13 protein-coding genes are annotated in these 18,188 nt (G+C 76.2%); 7 read left to right on the forward strand and 6 right to left on the reverse strand.

What is annotated here, in order from left to right; all coding sequences use genetic code 11:
• Positions 1-39 precede the first annotated feature (39 nt).
• From KOV94_RS04990 to KOV94_RS05000, 3 genes are all read right to left on the reverse strand, one after another.
• Positions 40-1,530: a MinD/ParA family ATP-binding protein gene (locus tag KOV94_RS04990; protein ID WP_225916107.1), complete on the reverse strand. Its 1,491-nt coding sequence runs from the start codon at positions 1,528-1,530 to the stop codon at positions 40-42.
• 108 nt (positions 1,531-1,638) lie between these two features.
• Positions 1,639-2,082, reverse strand: coding sequence for an ATP-binding protein (locus tag KOV94_RS04995; RefSeq protein WP_124341582.1), 444 nt, complete (start codon positions 2,080-2,082; stop codon positions 1,639-1,641).
• Between the two features lie 159 nt (positions 2,083-2,241).
• Positions 2,242-2,607: a VOC family protein gene (locus KOV94_RS05000; protein ID WP_124341583.1), complete on the reverse strand. Its 366-nt coding sequence runs from the start codon at positions 2,605-2,607 to the stop codon at positions 2,242-2,244.
• Positions 2,608-2,801: 194 nt separating this feature from the next.
• Here KOV94_RS05000 and KOV94_RS05005 point away from each other — a divergent pair, with 194 nt between their 5' ends.
• From KOV94_RS05005 to KOV94_RS05025, 5 genes are all read left to right on the forward strand, one after another.
• Positions 2,802-3,008: a hypothetical protein gene (locus KOV94_RS05005; protein WP_124341584.1), complete on the forward strand. Its 207-nt coding sequence runs from the start codon at positions 2,802-2,804 to the stop codon at positions 3,006-3,008.
• Entirely contained in the window at positions 3,005-5,905 is a 2,901-nt protein-coding gene (locus KOV94_RS21055) for a helix-turn-helix transcriptional regulator (RefSeq protein WP_218051372.1), read from the forward strand. Before KOV94_RS05005 ends, KOV94_RS21055 begins: the two co-directional genes overlap by 4 nt.
• Before the next feature lie 31 nt (positions 5,906-5,936).
• Positions 5,937-6,491: a P-loop nucleotide/nucleoside kinase family protein gene (locus tag KOV94_RS05015; protein ID WP_218051373.1), complete on the forward strand. Its 555-nt coding sequence runs from the start codon at positions 5,937-5,939 to the stop codon at positions 6,489-6,491.
• Positions 6,492-6,575: 84 nt separating this feature from the next.
• A complete protein-coding gene (ligD, locus tag KOV94_RS05020) occupies positions 6,576-7,646 on the forward strand; it encodes a non-homologous end-joining DNA ligase (protein WP_124341586.1) in 1,071 nt (356 codons plus the stop codon).
• On the forward strand, positions 7,630-9,165 hold the full coding sequence (locus KOV94_RS05025) for an MFS transporter (protein ID WP_308160370.1): 1,536 nt from the start codon (positions 7,630-7,632) through the stop codon (positions 9,163-9,165). Before ligD ends, KOV94_RS05025 begins: the two co-directional genes overlap by 17 nt.
• A gap of 112 nt (positions 9,166-9,277) precedes the next feature.
• Here the strand turns inward: KOV94_RS05025 and KOV94_RS21165 are convergent, their stop codons facing one another.
• Positions 9,278-10,273 carry a M15 family metallopeptidase gene (locus KOV94_RS21165; RefSeq protein ID WP_308160371.1) on the reverse strand — a complete coding sequence of 332 codons (996 nt, stop codon included), beginning with the start codon at positions 10,271-10,273 and terminating at the stop codon, positions 9,278-9,280.
• Between the two features lie 213 nt (positions 10,274-10,486).
• Between KOV94_RS21165 and KOV94_RS05035 the strand changes: the two genes are divergently transcribed.
• Together KOV94_RS05035 and KOV94_RS05040 are read left to right on the forward strand one after the other, a co-directional pair.
• A complete protein-coding gene (locus KOV94_RS05035) occupies positions 10,487-11,494 on the forward strand; it encodes a DUF3806 domain-containing protein (RefSeq protein WP_124342889.1) in 1,008 nt (335 codons plus the stop codon).
• 148 nt (positions 11,495-11,642) lie between these two features.
• Complete coding sequence (locus tag KOV94_RS05040) at positions 11,643-12,821, forward strand: RtcB family protein (protein WP_218051374.1); 1,179 nt, start codon at positions 11,643-11,645, stop codon at positions 12,819-12,821.
• 195 nt (positions 12,822-13,016) lie between these two features.
• Here KOV94_RS05040 and KOV94_RS05045 read toward each other — a convergent pair whose 3' ends face one another.
• Both KOV94_RS05045 and KOV94_RS05050 read right to left on the reverse strand, forming a co-directional pair.
• Positions 13,017-13,304, reverse strand: coding sequence for a hypothetical protein (locus KOV94_RS05045; protein ID WP_124342891.1), 288 nt, complete (start codon positions 13,302-13,304; stop codon positions 13,017-13,019).
• Between the two features lie 222 nt (positions 13,305-13,526).
• On the reverse strand, positions 13,527-18,140 hold the full coding sequence (locus KOV94_RS05050) for an FtsK/SpoIIIE domain-containing protein (RefSeq protein ID WP_218051375.1): 4,614 nt from the start codon (positions 18,138-18,140) through the stop codon (positions 13,527-13,529).
• Between the last annotated feature and the right edge of the window lie 48 nt (positions 18,141-18,188).

The raw sequence follows: 18,188 nt of genomic DNA on the forward strand, positions 1-18,188 counted from the left end.
GCCCACGGGTCACGCCGGTCCGGGCGGCCCGACGAGCCGTCAGAGCCCGTCGGCCACGATCGCCGTCGCCCGCAGCCACGCGTCGCGCGTCGACGGGTTCAGGGCCTCGTAGTCGATGGGGCCGCCGGACACGAGCGCCTTGTCGTGCGGCACCTCGACGACCGCGCGCGTCAGGGCGCCGAAGTGGCCGCGCAGCCGCGTGCGCAGGTCCTTGTCGACCTTGGGCGACGGCGCGGACAGGATCGTCACGGCCTTGCGGACGGCCTCCTCGTGGCCCTTGGCGCGCAGCGCGTCGAGCGCCCACGCCGCCGACTGCGCGGTGTCCTCGCGGATCGTCGAGACGACGACGATCTGGTCGGCCGCGTCGACGGACGCCTGCCAGTTGGACGCGCGCATGTTGTTGCCCGTGTCGATGACGAGCACCCGGTAGAACCGCGAGAGCACCTGGTGCAGCGCGACGAACGACGCCGCGTCGACGGACGACAGCGACGCCGAGCTCTCGTCGGACGCGAGCACGTCGAACTGCTCGGCGGCCTGCGTCCGGACGAACCCGTCGAGGTCGCCGATCCGCACGGTCGCGCGCCCGCCGAGCCGCGGCAGGGCGTTGAGCAGGTCGACCGCGGTGCGCTGGTGCTCGGTGTGCGCCGACCGCCAGCCGAGCGTGCCGCGCGTCTCGTTGTTGTCCCACGCGAGCGTGTACCCGCCGCGCTGGATGCCGAACGTCGCGGCCAGCAGCATCGTGGCGGTCGTCTTGTGGGCGCCGCCCTTGGGGTTGACGACGACGATCGTCTTGGGGCCGTCGAACGTGCGGCGCACCGACGCCGACTGCGACCGGCGGTTGCGCTCGGCGCGGCCGGGTCCCGGCGAGATCGCGCCGAACGTGACGCGTCGGATGCCGCTGCGCCAGCCGTGCTCGGCCGGGCCGTCGGACGCGGGGTGCCGGGCCGCGAGCAGGTCGTCGAGCGTGGGCAGCGACGTCGCGTCCGACGCCGCCTCACGGCCGGCCGACGCACCGCTGCGCGAGGCCGCGGACCGGGTCGTGGCGGCGGACGAGGTCGTGGACCCGCCCGTCGTCAGGCCGGACGGCGCGGGCTCGGAGCCGGCGTCGGCGGGCGCGAGCGGCTCGGCCGGGACGGTCGGCGCCGACGGCCCGTCGACGTCCGCGACCCCGTCGGCAGGGGTCGGCGGCGGGCCGACGGGCGGGGTGATCGCGCTGGACGCCAGGTCTGCGGCGGCGATCCCCTCGGGCGGCGTCGGGGCGCCGGCCTCGTCGACCAGGCCGTCGGGGTGGATCAGGAGCGACCAGACGCCGTCGGGGTCGCGCACCTGCACGGGCAGCGGCGACCCGACGGAGCCCGCCAGGGTCGCGATGCGCTGCGTGATGGCCGCCCCCGCCTCCTGGAGGTTCGCGGTCTGCACCTGCTCGATCACGCCGTCGACGGAGATCTCGCCCGTGCCGTCCTCGCGCACCTCGGCGCGGATCTCCGGCAGGCGCGTGGCGGCCGGGGCCTGTCCCTCGGTGTCGGTCATCAGTCGCCCTTCGCTGGCTGGTCGCACGTCCCAGAAACTACGCGCACCGGGCGTACGCCGCATCGCCGAGCCGCAGGCCAGACCCGGTGCCGACGTCCAGGGGGGCGGTCAGTCGGCGATGTCGAGCTCGAACCAGACCGTCTTGCCGGGGTGCCCGTCGGCCCGCGCGGTGGTCCCCCACGACTCCGCGAGCGCCTCGACGAGCGCGAGACCGCGGCCGCTGGGGGCCGTCGGCTCGGGGTGCGACACGGTCGGCCGGCCGCCGCCGTCGTCGGTCACGCCGACCCGCACGGTGCGCTCGCCGACGCTCACGTGCACGTGCACGAGCCCGTCGGACGGCCCGTGCAGCACCGCGTTCGACACGAGCTCGCCCGTCAGCAGCTCCACCACCTGGTTGACCGCGCCGGTCACGCCGGAGTCGGCCACGGTCCGCATGACCCAGTGCCGCGCGGCTCGCGGCGCGGAGCGCTCGGCGCGCACGACGACCTCGTCGTCCACCCGCCACTCGCGCCGGAGGCTCGCGGCACTCCTCAGGTCTCGCACGTCACCCACCCGTCAAGGGTGCCCGAACGTCCGCCGTCGCGCCGGGCGGACGCCGACGCGTCCGGGTGACGTGCACATGACCTGCACACCGACGTCGGTCGGCCGCGGTGCTGGACCAGCCCGACGACGCGGGTCAGGCGCGGTGCTCCACGAGCCCGGCGACGCGGGTCAGGCGCGGTGCTCGACGAGCCCCACGAGGTTGCCGTCGGGGTCGCGCACGAACGCCTGCCACTCGTCGGTACCCGCCGGTCCGAGGGTGTCGTCGTCGTGCCGGAAGATCACGTGCGGCTCGCCCTCGACGGGCACCCCGGCCGCGCGCAGCCGCTCGACCGTCGCGGCGACGTCGTCGACGCGGAGGTACAGCAGCGCCGACGGTGCGCCCGTGTCGAGCAGCAGGCGGACGCCGTCGAGGTCGAAGAAGAGCAGGCCCGGCGGGTCGAAGCGTGCCGTCGGCCCGCGGCCCAGGAGGTCGGCGTAGAAGGCCGCGGCACGGTCGAGGTCGGTGGCGCGCTGGGCCACCTGCACGAGGCTCATCGGCCCATGCTCCCGCGCGCGACGCCCGCAGCACAGACCCCGTCGTCGCCGCTGGTCACAGGGCGTCTGAGGTACCTCAGACGCACCTCACCCCGATCCGGTCGCCGAGACCGGTCGACCGACCGAGCCGCGGCGGGGGGCCTCACGAGCAGTGTCAGGGTCGACGGAGAAGGCATCGCGAGGAGGAGGACACCATGACCGAGCTCTGGGGACCGGCGCTCGACGCCGAGCTCGCGTTCCGCCGCGAGCAGCTCGTGCAGGCCGCGCAGCCGCGGGGGGCGGCGCGCGGCACGACCCGTCCCGTCGCCGACCGGCGCGCCGCCCGTCCCGGCCACGGCCGGGGGGAGGCGGTGCGTGGGTGGCTGCTGCGAGGATCGGGGGCGTGGCACGTGGCCCGATGAGCACACCGTTCGTCGCCCGCGCGGCGCAGGTCTCCGAGCTGTCGGACGGCCTGCGCCGCGCGGCTGCGGGCGACCCCGCGGCCGTCCTGCTGGCGGCCGACGCCGGGGTCGGCAAGTCGCGGCTGCTGCGGCACGTCGCCGCCCAGGCCGCCGCGGACGGTGCGCGCGTCGTGCTCGCGCACTGCGTGGACCTCGGCGAGATCGGCCTGCCGTACCTGCCGTTCACCGAGGCGCTCGTGCAGCTGCGGGACCTCGACGCGGCGGCCGTCGACGCGGTCGTCGCGCGGCGGCCCGCGCTGCGGCGGCTGCTGCCCGGCGCGGAGGTCGTCGACGGGCCCGCGGACGACGCGGCCGGCCGGCTGCAGCTGTTCGACGGCGTCGTGGAGGTGCTCGCGGCCGTCGGGTCGGACGAGCACCCGCTGCTCCTGGTCCTCGAGGACCTGCACTGGGCGGACGCGTCGTCGCGCGACGTCCTGCGGTTCGTCGTGTCGCGGCTGCGCGACCAGCACGTCCTGCTCGTCGGGTCCTACCGCACGGACGACCTGCACCGCCGGCACCCGTGGCGCCCGGTCGCGGCGGAGCTCGTCCGGCACCCGCGTGTCTCCCGGCTGGACCTGCCCCCGTTCGACGAGGACGAGCTGCGCGAGTTCGCGGCCGCCGTCGCGGGCGGCCCGCTGCCCGAGACGACGCTGCGGCGCGTGCTCGACCGGTCGGAGGGCAACGCGTACTTCGCGGAGGAGCTCGTCGAGGCCGGTGCGGACGGCGACGCGCTGCCGTGGTCGCTCGCGGACGTCCTGCGCACGCGCCTCGAGGTGCTCGACCCGGCCGTGCAGCACCTGGCCCGCGTCGCGGCGGCGGCGGGACGCCGCGTGACCGAGCCGCTGCTGCGTGCCGCGGTCGCGGCGAACGGCCACCCCGACCTGGCACCGCCCGGGGCCCTCGACGCGGCCCTGCGGGAAGCCGTCGCGCACCACGTGCTCGTCGGCGACGGGTCGCACATCGCGTTCCGGCACGCGCTGCTGGCCGAGGCCGTCTACACCGACCTGCTGCCGGGCGAGCAGTCGGCGCTGCACCGCGCCTACCTCCAGGCGCTGCACGACGACCCGGCGCTCGGGACCGCGTCGCAGCTCGCGTGGCACGCGCTGCGCGCCCCGGACCTGCCGACCGCCGTCACCGCGTCGCGCGAGGCCGCCCGGCAGGCGCACGACCTGCTGGCGCCGGTCGAGGAGCTGCGGCACCTCGAGGTCGTGCTGCGGCTGTGGCAGGCCGTCCCGGAGACGACGGCGACGCTCGACGACGACCACGTCGCGGTCCTCGACGCCGCCGCGACCGCCGCGGGCAAGGCCGGCCAGCTCGACCGCGCCGTGCAGCTCACGCGCGCCGCGGTCGACGAGGCCGCCGACGACCCGACCCGCCAGGCCGCGCTGCGCACCTGCCTCGCGCGGCACCTCACGAGCGCCGAGCGCGGGCGGGAGGCGATGGGGTTCGCGCGCCAGGCCGTCGACGGGCTCCCGGAACCGTCGGCGCAGCGCGCGTGGGCCCTCGCAACCTACGCGCGCGCGGCGCTCAACTCGGACGAGGACGACGAGGCGGAGCACGCCGCGGGCGAGGCCGTGGAGGTCGCGCGCGAGGTCGGCGCCGTGGACGCGGAGGCCGACGCGCTGACGACGCTCGCGGTGCTCGTCGTCGACGACCAGGACCGCGCCGCGGGGCTGCTCGCCGACGCGCTCGTGCTCGCCCGGGAGTCCGGCGACCTCTCGACCGAGCTGCGGACCATGTACAACCTCGCGAACAACCGGTACTACGCGGGCGACGTCGCGCGGGCGACCGAGATCGGCGACGAGGCCGTCGAGCGCGCGCGGTCGTCGGGGATGCTGTGGAGCACCTACGCGATCGAGATGCTCATGCTCGGGCACCTGTTCCGGTTCGTGCAGGGCGACCTGTCCCCCGGGCCCGTCCGCACCGACATCCCCGAGCCGCTGGCACCGACCGAGCGCCTCATGACCCTGTACGCGGCGGTCGCACGCGGCGACGACGACGCGGTCGAGCGGGGCAGGACGCTCGAGGCGCACTGGTCGCGCGACGGGATCCTCGCCCTGGTGGGCGGCGGTTGCACGGTCGACGCGCTCACGTGGCGCGGCGAGCTCGACGAGGCGGTCGACCTCGCGCTGCGTGTCATCGAGCACCTCGGGCGCGAGTGGAGCGACTACTTCCTCGGCGGCATCTGGCTGTCGGCTCTGGGGCTGTCCGCGCTCGCCGACGCCGCCGCGCAGGAGCGCCTCCTCGGTCGCGACGTGAGCGCACGTGTCGCGCTGGGCGACCGCCTGCTGGAGCGCGCCCGCACGACCGCGGACCGCGGCCGGCCCCGCGGCGGCGTGCTGGGACCCGAGGGACGCGCGTGGCTGCTGCGCGCGCAGGCCGAGCACGGCCGGCTGGTCGGCGCGAACGACCCCGAGACGTGGCGCGCGACGCTCACCGAGTTCGGCTACGGGCACCGCTACGAGCAGGCGCGGACACGCTGGCGGCTCGCGGAGGCGCTGCTGGAGCACGGCGAGCGGGACGCGGCGCGCGACGAGGCCGTGACGGCGCTCGCCGAGGCCGACGCGATGGGTGCGGTGCCGCTCGCGACGGCCGTCCGCGGGCTCGCGCGGCGCGGACGCCTCGACCTGCCCGGCGTGCGGGTCGCGGGCGCCGACGTGCTGACGGCGCGCGAGGTCGAGGTGCTCGGGCTCGTCGCGCAGGGCCTGTCGAACCGGCAGATCGGCGAGAAGCTCTTCATCTCCGGCAAGACGGTGTCGGTGCACATCTCGAACCTGCTCGCGAAGCTCGGGGTGTCGGGGCGCGCGGAGGCCGTGTCGGTCGCGCACCAGCGCGGGCTCATCGGCACGGACGTCTGACCGCGTTCGCCCGTCCCGCTACGGTCTCCCCGTGATCCTCTGGCTCAACGGCACGCACGGCGTCGGCAAGACGACGACCGCCGCGCTCGTGCAGCGCCTCCTCCCGGACGCCCGCGTGCTCGACGCCGAGAAGGTCGGAGAGACCCTCATGGACGTCGCGCCGGGCCTCCCGGCGACGGACAACTTCCAGCACTGGGACCCGTGGCGCCCGCTCGTCGTGGACACCGCCCGGCGCGTGCTGGAGTACACGGGCGGGACGCTCGTGATGCCGATGACGGTCCTGGTCGAGGCGTACTGGCGTGAGATCGCCGACGGGCTCGCTGACCACGGGATCCCCGTCCGGCACGTCGTGCTGCACGCCGACCGCGCGACACTGCTGGCGCGCATCGCGGGTGAGCACGCCGTCCCGTCGCCGTTCCGCCTGCAGTACGTCGACGCCTATGCCGAGGCCGCGCGCACCTGGCTGCACGCCGCGGCAGAGGTGGTGGACACGACGCACCTCACGCCGGACGAGGTGGCCGGCCAGGTGGTCGCCGCCGTCGCCGCCGCACCGGCCGGGGTGTCGTCGCCGTCGACGACGGCCTGACCGCCGCGACGCCGACGCGCGGGCCGCGGCCGACGCGCCCACCTGCACGGGCGCGTGTCGGGGGCCGGCTCTAGCGTGGGCCCCATGTCACCGTCGAAGACGCCCGCCGTCGAGCTCGACGTGCGCGGCCGCACGGTCCGCGTCAGCAGCCCCGACAAGGTGTACTTCCCCGAGCGGGGCCTGACGAAGCTCGACGTCGTCCAGTACTTCGTCGCCGTGGGCGACGGGATCCTGGGTGCGCTGCTCGACCGCCCCACCACGCTCGAGCGCTGGCCCAAGGGCGTGTTCGAGGGCGCGAAGCTCGCGACGCGCATGGACTCGACGGGCGACGCGTTCTACCAGAAGCGCGTCCCGCAGGGTGCCCCCGACTACGTGCGCACCGCCCGCATCGCGTTCCCGAGCGGCCGGACCGCCGACGAGGTCGCGCCGAGCGAGCTCGCGGTCGTCGCGTGGGCCGCCAACCTCGGCACGCTCACCTTCCACCCGTGGCCGGTGCTCGGCGACGACGTCGACTCCCCCGACCAGATCCGGATCGACCTCGACCCGCAGCCCGGCACCGACTTCTCCGACGCGGCACGCGTCGCGCCGCACGTGCGCGAGCTGCTCGCCGAGCACGGCATGGAGGGCACACCCAAGACGTCGGGCGGGCGCGGGATCCACATCTTCGTCCCGATCGAGCCGCGCTGGTCGTTCACGGACGCGCGCCGCGCGACCATCGCGTTCGGCCGCGAGCTCGAGAGGCGGATGCCCGAGCAGGTCACGATGAAGTGGTGGAAGGAGGAGCGCGGCCAGAAGATCTTCGTCGACTACAACCAGATGGCCCGCGACCGCACCATCGCGTCCGCCTACTCGATCCGCACCAACCCGCGCGCGACCGTGTCCGCGCCGCTGCGCTGGGACGAGGTCGGCGACGTGCACCCCGACGACTTCGACGTCACGACCATGCCGGCGCGGTTCGCCGAGGTCGGCGACCTGTTCGCCCCGCTCGTCGCGCGCGCCGCCCCGCGGTACTCGATCGAGTCGCTGCTCGAGCTCGCCGACAAGCAGGAGCGTGACGACGGCCACGGCGACCTGCCGTACCCGCCCGAGTACCCGAAGATGCCCGGCGAGCCGAAGCGGGTGCAGCCGAGCCGCGACCGTGACCGGCCCCGCTGACGACTCCGGGCCCGCCCGGCCCGCGGCGGGCGCCGACCCGCCGGCGGACGCGCCGGGGCCGGCGGCGCGCGCCGGCACGTCCGCACCGCCGACCTCGACCGTCGTGGAGTACCGGTCCGCGCGGGGACGGTGGGTGCTCGTCGCGACCGTGCTGGGGTCCGCGATCGCGTTCATCGACGCGACCGTCGTCACGATCGCGCTGCCGCGCATCGCCGACGAGCTCGACGCGACGACCGCCGACCTGCAGTGGACCGTCAACGGCTACGCCCTGACGCTCGCCGCGTTCCTCCTGCTCGGCGGGTCGTTGGGCGACCGGTTCGGGCGACGGCGCGTGTTCCTCGTCGGGGTGGTCTGGTTCGCGGTCGCGTCGCTCGCGTGCGCGCTCGCGCCGACCGTCGGGCTGCTCGTCGCGGCGCGCGCCCTGCAGGGCGTCGGCGGCGCGCTGCTCACCCCCGGCTCGCTCGCGATCATCCAGTCGACGTTCGCGGGCGAGGACCGCGGCCGGGCGATCGGCGCATGGTCGGGGCTCGGCGGGATCGCGGGCGCGATCGCGCCGTTCCTGGGCGGCTGGATCGTCGAGGTCACGTCGTGGCGGTGGGTGTTCGGCATCAACCTGCCGATCGCGGCCGTCGTGGTGGTCGTCGCGCTGAAGGCCGTCCCCGAGACGCTCGACCCGGGAGCCGTGCGCCGGCTCGACGTCGCCGGGACCGCGCTCGCCGCCCTCGGCCTCGCGGCCCTCACGTGGGCCTTCACGGCGTGGACGGAGGACGGTGCCCTGCGGCCCACGGTCGCGGCGGTGCTCGCTGCAGGCGTGCTCGCACTCGTCGCGTTCGTGCTCGTCGAGTCGCGCGCGGCGGCGCCGCTCGTGCCACCGCGACTGTTCCGCTGGCGCCCGTTCGCGGGCACCAACGCGGCGACGCTGGTCGTGTACGCGGCGCTGTCGGGCGTCTTCTTCTTCCTCGTCGTCACGCTCCAGGTGGTGTCGGGCTACTCGCCGCTCGCCGCGGGCCTCGCACCGGTCCCCGTCACGCTGCTGCTCCTGCTGCTGTCGTCGACGTCCGGTGCGCTCGGCGTGCGGCTCGGTCCGCGCCTGCCGATGACCGTCGGTCCGCTCGTGTGCGCCGGCGCGACCGTGCTGCTCGCCGGGATCGGCCCGTCCGCCCCGTACCTGACGGACGTCCTCCCGGGCGTCCTGCTGTTCGGGCTCGGGCTCGCGGCGGTCGTCGCGCCGCTCACCACGACCGCGCTGGCGTCCGCGCCGGACCACCTCGCGGGCGTGGCGTCGGGCGTCAACAACGCGGTCGCGCGCGTCGCCGGGCTCCTCGGGATCGCGGTCCTGCCGCTCGTCGCGGGCGTCGGCAGCGCCGGGCTCACCGACCCCGGCACGCTCGCCGACGCGCACCGCGTCGCGATGCTCGTGTGCGCCGGGCTGCTCGCGGTGGGCGGCGCGGTGTCGTGGTTCACGGTCCCGTCGTCGGCCGACGCCGTCCGCCCGCCCGCCGACCGGCACGAGGTCTGACCCGCCGCGTCGCCGGTGGCCGTCGGTCGCTGCCGGTGAGTCGCGGACGCCCGCTCAGCCCCCGCGCCAGCGGGCCGCGGGTCTCGGCGGGCCGCCTGACGGCCCCGCCGGATCAGCCGCGGTACTCGAAGTGCCAGTACTCGGGGTTCGAGCCGTTCTGCCGCGCCCACGACGGCACGACCCACCCGTACGACGGCCCGTTCGCGACCAGCCACTCGCGCTGCGGCGTGCCCCAGCCGTACTCGCACGGCAGCTCGGGGACGTCCATCGCGAGCCCGGTCCCGTGCGACGACGTGCCCGGCACCGCCGCGATCGTCCCGAGCGCCTCGCGCATCGCGACCTGCGTCGCGTAGTCGCGGTAGGTGAGGTCCAGGTCGAGGTCGTGCCCGAACCGCGCCCGGAACGCCACGTTGAGCCGCTCGAGCGCGGCGGTCGCGTCGTTGCGCAGGTAGTACGGCGTGCCGCGCGGGTCGACGTCCCACGACACGGCCGTGAGCGCCGACGGCGGCAGCTTCCCGTTGGACCCGTCGCCGCCGTCGGTCGCGGGCGACGTGTAGAACGGCGGGCCGTTGTACGTCGTCCGGCACGACGGCGGCGTCCCCGTCGCCGCGCCGCCGCTGCTCCCGTTCCCGTCGCTGCTCGGGGTTGTCGGGCGGGCCGCGCGCGCCGCCGCGGCGTCCTGCGCCTGCTGCCACTCGGCCTGCGCCTGCGCGACCGTCGCGTGCGCGGCACCGAGCGTCGCGGCGACCCGTCGAGCCGTCGCCACCGACGGACCGGGCGTCGCTGCCGCCGCGTCCGCCTCGGCGAGCACCGCCGCGAGCGCCTGCCGGGCCGCGTCGTCCGCGACCTTCCCCTCGCTCGCCGCGAGCGTGGCGCGCGCCTGCTCCGCGAGCGCCGCGAGCGCCGCACCAGCCTCCTCACGGGTCGCCGCCGTCACGGCCCTGCCGACGGTCGCGTCCGACGCGCCCCACAGGGCAGCGTCCGCGTCGCGCGACCCGACGGCGTCGTCGACGCGCACCACGGCGGCCTGCTCGGCCCGCTCCCGCTCCTGGTGGTCGACGTGCGCCCACGCCCCGGCACCGCCCCCGACGAGGGCGACGACGGCCACCGCTGCGGCGACGAGACGGAGCTGGATGCGGGACTCCCGAGGACGTGGACGGCCGTGCGCGTGCCGTCGTTCGGCGGCCAGGCTAACCAGGCCGCGGTGCCCGCGCCCATCGGCCGCGCGTCACCGCGGGCATGACCGCAGGTCACGCCCGCCATACGGAGGAACCGCTCGGCGGCGTCTCAAGAGCGTCCGCGCGACCGACGATCCACGGGTATGAGCGAGGACCGGACGTCCCCCGCGCAGGCCGCGACCATGCCCGGCCTGCGCCCTCTCACGCTCGGCGAGCAGGGTCACCTCGACAGCCTCCGCGCCCACGTCCGCCGCAGCCGCACCGACGTCACGGACGTCGCCGACGTCGCCCGGCTCGTGCACGAGACGTTCACCGGCTGGGCCGGCGACGCGGGCGCCGCGGTGCCGGAGGGCGTGGTGGCGGCGCTCGGCGTCGTCGTCGGCGACCTCGTCGTCGCGCGCGCCCCCGGGGCGCACTGGGTGCTGCGGACCGCGGGCCCCACCCCCACGCCGTGCGTCGTGTCGCCCGACGGCGAGGCGGCCGTCCTGCCCCTCGACGACATCCGGGCGCGCTGGGACATCGGCGTCACGCCCGACTGGGCGTCCGGCTACGTCGCGGCGGCCGCCGCCCATCTCGCGGTGTCCGGCCTCCCCACGGAGGACGCCGACGAGGCACCCGCGTTCGAGGTCCCCCAGCAGCGCACGCCCGCGCCCGCGGCGGCCCTCCCCCGTCGCACCGCGGCGCCGGCCGCCGACGACGCGCCCGCACCGGCGACCGGGTACCGCACGCCCGGCGACCTGCCCGAGCCGCCGTCACCCGCGACCCAGGACCTCGGCCTGCGCGCCCTCGAGCACGCGCTCGACGCCGTGCTCGGCGGCGAGTGCCCGCTCGTGACCTTCGCGATGACCCACGACGGTGTGCACCGTGTCGTCCAGACGTTCCCCGGCGACTCGCGCGAGTCCGCCGACCGCGCGCGGGCCTGGGTCCGGGCGTCGGGCGCCGCGGCGGCGGTCGTCGCGTGGGAGGGCGAGCTGCCGGGCGACGAGCCGGGCACGCACGCCGTCGTCGTCGAGGCGTCGGGCCCGGGCCGGCCCAGCATGGTCGTCGGTCACCGGTACGCGCCCGCGAAGACGAGCGGCGAGGGGCGTGCGCGCGCACCACGTCCGGTCGGCGAGCCGATGATCGTGGGCCAGGGCGACCCGCTCCTCTGACCGACGTGGCAGTCCGCGGTCGTCCCCCCGCGTGACGGCCGGCTCGGCCGAGCGGCGGACGTGACCCGCCGTCCCGCGCGCGACCGGGCGGGTGACCGCCGGACAATGAGGACGACACCTCCCGACCCCGCTGCCAGGATCGCCGACCATGACACGCCAGCACCTCACGAAGACGCTGGTCTCCTGGGCCTCGATCCTCGACGACAAGGCCCGCGACCAGGCCGTCGCCACGTCCACCATGCCCTTCGTCTACCCGCACGTCGCGCTCATGCCCGACGCGCACCTCGGCAAGGGCGCCACCGTCGGCTCGGTGATCCCGACCCTCGGCGCGCTGATCCCCGCGGCCGTCGGCGTCGACATCGGCTGCGGCATGATCGCCGTCCGCACGCAGTGGACGGTCGAGCAGGTCCGCGCCGCCGGCTCGCTCACGCCGCTGCGGCAGCGGATCGAGCGGACCGTCCCGCTGTCGGCGGGGGCCGCGAACCAGCGCCTCACGCCCAGCGCGGAGGCCCGCGTCGCGACGCTCGAGGCCGCCGCAGAGAAGGCGGGCTTCGACCCCGGCGCCTACGCGGGCCGGTGGGCGCTGCAGCTCGGGTCGCTCGGGTCCGGCAACCACTTCATCGAGGTGACCGCCGACGAGAGCGGCACCGTCTGGCTGTTCCTGCACTCCGGGTCCCGCGGCGTCGGCAACAAGATCGCGCAGCACCACATCCGGGTCGCCGCCGAGCTCTGCCAGACGTGGTGGATCTCCCTGCCCGACCGCGACCTCGCCTACCTCGTCGAGGGCACGCCCGAGTTCTGGGCCTACGTGCGCGAGCTGCGGTGGGCGCAGGAGTTCGCGCGCCTCAACCGCGAGGAGATGATGGACCGGGTCGTCGCCGCGATCGCCGAGCACATGGGCGAGGACGTCGTCGAGGCCGAGCGGGTCAACTGCCACCACAACTTCACGGAGCAGGAGACGCACTTCGGCAAGTCCGTGTGGGTGTCCCGCAAGGGCGCCATCCGCGCCCGCGCCGGCGACGCCGGGCTCATCCCCGGGTCGATGGGCACCGCGTCGTACGTCGTCGTCGGCAAGGGCGACCCGCTGTCGCTGTGCTCGTCGCCGCACGGCGCCGGGCGTGAGCACTCCCGGACCGCGGCCCGGAAGCTGTTCACGCGCGACCAGCTCCGGCAGGCCATGGCGGGGATCGAGTACCGCGACACCGACGCGTTCCTCGACGAGATCCCCGCCGCGTACAAGGACATCGACCGGGTCATGGCCGACGCCGCCGACCTCGTCGAGGTCCGGCACGTGCTGCGTCAGCTCGTCAACGTCAAGGGCGACTGAACCCGACCGTCGCCCTCGACGTCGCCGTCCGGGCCCGGCGGCACGGCACCACGCCGTCGCCGCCGGGCCCGCCACGTCCCCCGGCGGGCGCCGTCAGGCACGCGGTACGAGCGGGCGCCGTCGGACGTCGTACCAGCGATCGCCGTCGGACGTCGTACCAGCAGGCGGCCTCAGACGCCCGACCGACGGGCGCCGTCAGACGCGGTACCAGCGCGCGCCGAAGCGGCGCGTCACCGAGCGGCCGCTGATCTCGGCGAGCTCGTCCAGCCGCGCGAGGACGGCCCACCCGATCTGACGCGCGGCCTGGTCGTCGTCCGCCTCGTACCGCACGGTGACGCGAGCCTCGCCTCGAACGACCTCCACGTCGTGCGCCTCGACCGCGGTGCGGGCCCGCGCGACGGCGACAGCCTCGGGCAGCACGTCGGGGGCCGCGACGCCGGGACGCAACGTGCCGACGGCGGCGCGGACGCGGTAGGACGGCACGGCACTCCTCTCGGCAGGTCATGGCGAGGTCCGCCGTGAGGTCCGGCGCACGCGCCCCAGGGTCGCACGCCGCGGGGCACGCGCCCGCCCGGCGCCGAGACGGTCACGGCGTCGACACGGTCAGGCCGTCGCGACCGACAGGCCGTCGGGACGGACAGGCCGTAGCGACGGACAGGCCGGCGGGACGGTCAGGGCGCTGGGACGGTCAGGGCGCCGGGACGGTCACGGCGTCGGCACCTGGACGAGCTGCCACGACCCCGCAGCCACGAGCAGGCCACGTCCGGGGACGCCCGCACCCAGCGCGGACCGCGGCAGACGCAGCCCGAACAGGTCGCCGTCGTTGGGCGACGACGGGGCGAGCAGCAGGCCGTTGCGCGACTTCTTCATCGTGGCGGCCGGCCCGCGGTAGCCGTTCGACAGCTCGTCGGCCGACCCGGCCGCGACCACCAGACCCGGCCGGTCCCGGAGCGCGCCCAGGTGGGCGACGATCGCGTCCGCGAGGGGCCCGTCGGTGCCGACCAGCTCGAGGTCGTCGACGAGCAGCACCGTCGGGGTGTCCCCGGAGGGCACGAGGCCGGCGAGCATCTCGGTGATGTCGTCCCGGGACGCGTCGAGGTCGAGCGACCCCAGGACGCCCGGGTGGTCGGCGAGGTCGCGCAGGGGGCTGCGACGCGGCGTGACGATCCCGACAATCCAGCCGCGCTCCAGCGCGGACGTCCCCATCGTGAGCAGCGTGGTGCTGCGCCCGGACCGGCGCGGCCCGACGACCAGCACCCCCGGCCCGTGCTCCTCGGTGTCGAGCCCGAACAGCGTGAGCGAGTCCCCTCCGACACCGGCAGGCAGCGCCGTGCGGCCCAGCGGGCCGCCGCCGAGCGCGTGCGCCTCGGCGAGCGTCAGGCGCGCGGGGAGCGGGTCGACCCGGAACGGGACCTGCCCAGCCGGTGCCGACGGGGTGCGCGGGTCGGCGGCGTGCCGGGCCGTCGCCTCACGGGCGAGCCGCTGCAGCTCGGCGACCTGTGCCGGCCCCGACGTGTCCTCGACCAGCAGGGCCACCTGCAGCTCCTGGCTGCCCTGCGACCGGAACGCCCGCCCGTCGGGCAGGTTCGTCGGGACCTCGCGCGGGGCCAGCCCGACGGCGCCGTAGTCACCCACGTCGGACATCGGCAGCATGACGCGGTCCTCGGTGAGCGTCGAGACGCGGCCCGCGAGCAGCGACCGGTCACCGCTCACGACGACCTTGACGCCCGCACCCGGGCCCTCCTGCAGGATCTGCGTCCAGAGGTCGACGAGGGCCCCACCGTCGTAGTCCTCGAACGCCTGGATGAACCCCTCCCACCGGTCGAGCAGCACCAGCACGTACGGGAGGCGGTCGTCGGGCGCGACGCCCGCGCGCTGCTCGGCGACGTCGGCGAACGACTGCTCGGCGAGGACCTGCTGCCGGCGGGAGATCTCGGCGCGCAGCCGCCGGGTCAGCCGGGCGACGCGGTCGGGCTGGTCGCGCGGCACGACCGCACCGGTGTGCGGCAGGGCCACGAGCGGGAGCAGCGCGTTGTTCCCGAAGTCGAGGCCGTACACGTGCACGTCCCGCGGCGACACGCGCTCCGCGACCGCCGCGGCGAGGGCGCGCAGCACGGTCGACCGGCCCGTGCGCGGGGCGCCGACGACAGCCAGGTTGCCGGCCGTGTCCAGGTCGTAGGTCGCGACGTCCCGGCGCTGCTCGGCGGGCAGGTCGACCAGGCCGTACGGCAGGTGCAGCGGTCGCGCGGCGAGCGCGGCGCCGCCCTGCGTGGTCAGGTCCGCGGTCGTCACCGTCGTGGACAGGGCGGGCAGCCACGGCGGAGGCGGCGCGACGACACCGGCGAGGTCGGCGGCGGCGCGCACTGCCTCGACGAGCGCGGCCAGGTCCGTGGGCGCGTCGTCGTCGTCCTGCTGCGCGCGCGGCGGGACGGCGGGCGGGCGGCCCACGTCGCCCCACGTCAGCGGGGCGAGCGTCACGCTGTCCGCCGGACCCGACGCTCCCGGCGGACGACCCCCCACCCGCGACGACTGGAACGCGACGAGACTCGAGTGACCCAGCCGCGCGTACGCGCGACCGGGCAGGCTCGGCGCGATCTCGGCGGCGTCGCCCGACTCGATGACGTCCTGGCTGTCGTTCTTGTCGGTGACCCGCAGGGCGATCCGCAGGTTGGTGTTCGACTTGATCTCGGCGCTGACGACGCCCGCGGGCCGCTGCGTCGCGAGCAGCAGGTGCACGCCGAGCGACCGGCCCCGGCGGGCGATGTCGACCAGGCCGGTGACGAAGTCCGGCAGCTCCCCGACGAGTGCGGCGAACTCGTCGATGACGATCATGAGGCGCGGCATCGGCGCGTCGTCGGGACGGCGGCCCGCGAGGTAGTCCTCGATGTCCTTCGCACCCGCACCGGCGAGCTGGTGCTCGCGGCGGCGCAGCTCGGCGGCGAGGCTGTCGAGCGCGCGCCGCGTCAGGTGCTCGTCGAGGTCGGTGACCATGCCGACGGTGTGCGGCAGGTGGTGGCAGTCCTTGAACGCGGCGCCGCCCTTGTAGTCGACGAGCACGAACGTCATCTCGTCCGGGCGGTTCGCGACCGCGAGGGACGCGATGAGCGTCTGCAGGAGCTCCGACTTGCCCGAGCCCGTGGTGCCCGCGACGAGACCGTGCGGGCCGTCGGCGCGCACGTCGACCGTGAACGGCCCGTCGGTCGTCTCGCCGATCACCGCGCGCGTCGTGCGGCCGCCGCGCGCCCACACCTGCGCGACCGCCTCCGCCCGCGGCGGGTCCAGCTCGAGCACGTCGAGCAGGCGGGACGACGTCACGAGCGTCGCCGCCAGGTCCTCCGAGCCGATGTCACGGATCGGGGCCAGCGACCGGCCGAGCCGCTCGAACCAGCCCCGCGGGACGACGTCGGCGCGCACGCCGTCGACCGGCTGCCGGCCGGCGACCGACACCGTCGTCCGCGGACCGTCGACGACGACGACCGCCTGGCACTCCTCGGGGAGCTGCCGCTCCTGCTCGTCGACGCAGACGAACATCACGCCGACCGCCGGTCCCTCGCGCAGCAGGGTCACGAGCCCCGGGAGCAGCCGGATCCGCCGGGCTCCGTCGAGGACGACGAGGACCGGCGCCCCCACCGGCTCGCCCCGCATCCCGTTCCCTCGTGCGGCCGACCGGCGGCGCTCGACGAGGTCGAGCAGCTCGGCGACCCGGCGGGCGGTCGTCTCCTCGTCGTTGCCGACCGCGGCGACCGGGCCCGCGTCGCGGCGCGCGTGCGGCAGCCAGCGCACCCAGCTCCACGCGTCGTCGCCCTGCCCGTCGGTCAGCACGACGACCGAGACGTCGGCGGGCGAGTGCGCGGTCACGACCTGCGCGAGCATCCACGCGGCGACCGCGCGACGCTCGTCGGCCGGTCCGGCGACGCCCGTGACACCGGCAGCGGCGAGCGGGACCGCGACGGGCACGTCGGCGGCGCTCCAGTGCCGCTCGCGCTCGTGGTCCTCGCGCGCCGGGTCGTGCAGCGACACCTCGCTCTGCACGTCCGCGGTGCCGATCCGCGCGAGCATCCAGTCGGGGTCGGTCCGTCGCCGCTCCCAGAGCCGGGCGCGCGGTCCCGTCGCGAACAGCAGGACCGAGGCCGGGTCGGGCAGCTCGCGGCGGCGCGCGGCGCTCTCCTCCCCGAGGGCGTCGTAGGCCTGCCGCTCGATGCGGGCCGTGCGCTCCGCGTAGGTGCGGACGGCCTCGACGTGCTGCGTGCGACGCGTGCCCCGGGAGGAGACGTAGTTCGACACGGCCATCATCGGCGACAGCACCATGATCACGAGGCCGTAGGGCGACTTGGTGAACAGGTACATCGCGACGCCCATGACCAGCGGCAGGACCATCATCGCCAGCGGGAACCGCAGCTTGTCGGGGCTCTTCGGCTCGGCCGGCAGACGGAAGTCGGTGGGACGCAGCGGCGGCAGGAGCCGCGGCGGCCGGTTGTAGTCGAGCGTGGCACCCGCGGGCGACGGTGACAGCGACGCGTCGGCGGGCAGCACGTCGGCGGTCTCGAGGACGACGTCGCCCACGACGAGCGACTCACCGGGTCGCCAGGGCCGCGGGCCGTCGAGCACCGTGCGGTCGACGTGCACGAGGGGGCGGTCGAGCTCCGGGTCGACCTCGACGACGCCGTCGAGCCCACGGCGGGCGTCGGCGAGCCGTCGCGCGTACCGCTTCGACGCCGTGCGCGGGGCGGCGTCCGCGTCGGGACGGCGCACGACGATCGGCCCCTCGAGCGGACGCCGTCGTGCCGGGGCGGGCCGGGTGACGCCGAGGACCGACGGCTCGGGGTGCAGCGTCCGCGACCCGTCGATCCCGACCTCGAGCACGACCGCGGACGGCGGGACGTCACCGTCGACGGGCACCGACGCGGACGCGCCGCTGCCGATCACGTGACGCCCGACGCCGAGGCGGTGCACGCGGCCGGCGCCGGGGCCGGACACGACCCGCACCTCGCAGGTGCCCAGCGGCTCGTCCCAGGGGTCACCGGGATCCGCACCGACACCGACGACCGACCCGTGACGCAGCGGGCACGTCTCGACCGGCTCGTCGGGGTCGAGCTCGCGTCCCCGCCACCAGAGCGGGGGTGCGTCCTGGCCCCACGGCTGCACCTCGACGACACCGAGGTGGCCCGAACCCCGCGGCACGACACGCGCGTGCGCTCCGGACGTGTGCCGGGCGACGGCGCGGGCGACGTCCCGCACGCGCGCGCCGGGCGCGCAGTCGAGCACGACGTCGACCGGCTCGGACGCCGCGTCGAGCGCAGCGCTGAGGATCAGTCGCACTCGTCTGCCCTTCTCGTCGCGGACCCCGCCGCAGACACGTCCGGCCCG

It is taken from the genome of Cellulomonas algicola, from assembly GCF_019024305.1.
In the GTDB taxonomy this organism is placed as follows: Bacteria; Actinomycetota; Actinomycetes; order Actinomycetales; family Cellulomonadaceae; genus Cellulomonas; species Cellulomonas algicola.

Coding starts and splice junctions, on each gene's coding strand:
- ligD (WP_124341586.1), top strand. CDS start 6,576: ATGTCACCGTCGAAGACGCCCGCCGTCGAGCTCGACGTGCGCGGCCGC.
- KOV94_RS04990 (WP_225916107.1), bottom strand. CDS start 1,530: ATGACCGACACCGAGGGACAGGCCCCGGCCGCCACGCGCCTGCCGGAG.
- KOV94_RS21055 (WP_218051372.1), top strand. CDS start 3,005: ATGAGCACACCGTTCGTCGCCCGCGCGGCGCAGGTCTCCGAGCTGTCG.
- KOV94_RS05040 (WP_218051374.1), top strand. CDS start 11,643: ATGACACGCCAGCACCTCACGAAGACGCTGGTCTCCTGGGCCTCGATC.
- KOV94_RS05005 (WP_124341584.1), top strand. CDS start 2,802: ATGACCGAGCTCTGGGGACCGGCGCTCGACGCCGAGCTCGCGTTCCGC.
- KOV94_RS05000 (WP_124341583.1), bottom strand. CDS start 2,607: ATGAGCCTCGTGCAGGTGGCCCAGCGCGCCACCGACCTCGACCGTGCC.
- KOV94_RS05035 (WP_124342889.1), top strand. CDS start 10,487: ATGAGCGAGGACCGGACGTCCCCCGCGCAGGCCGCGACCATGCCCGGC.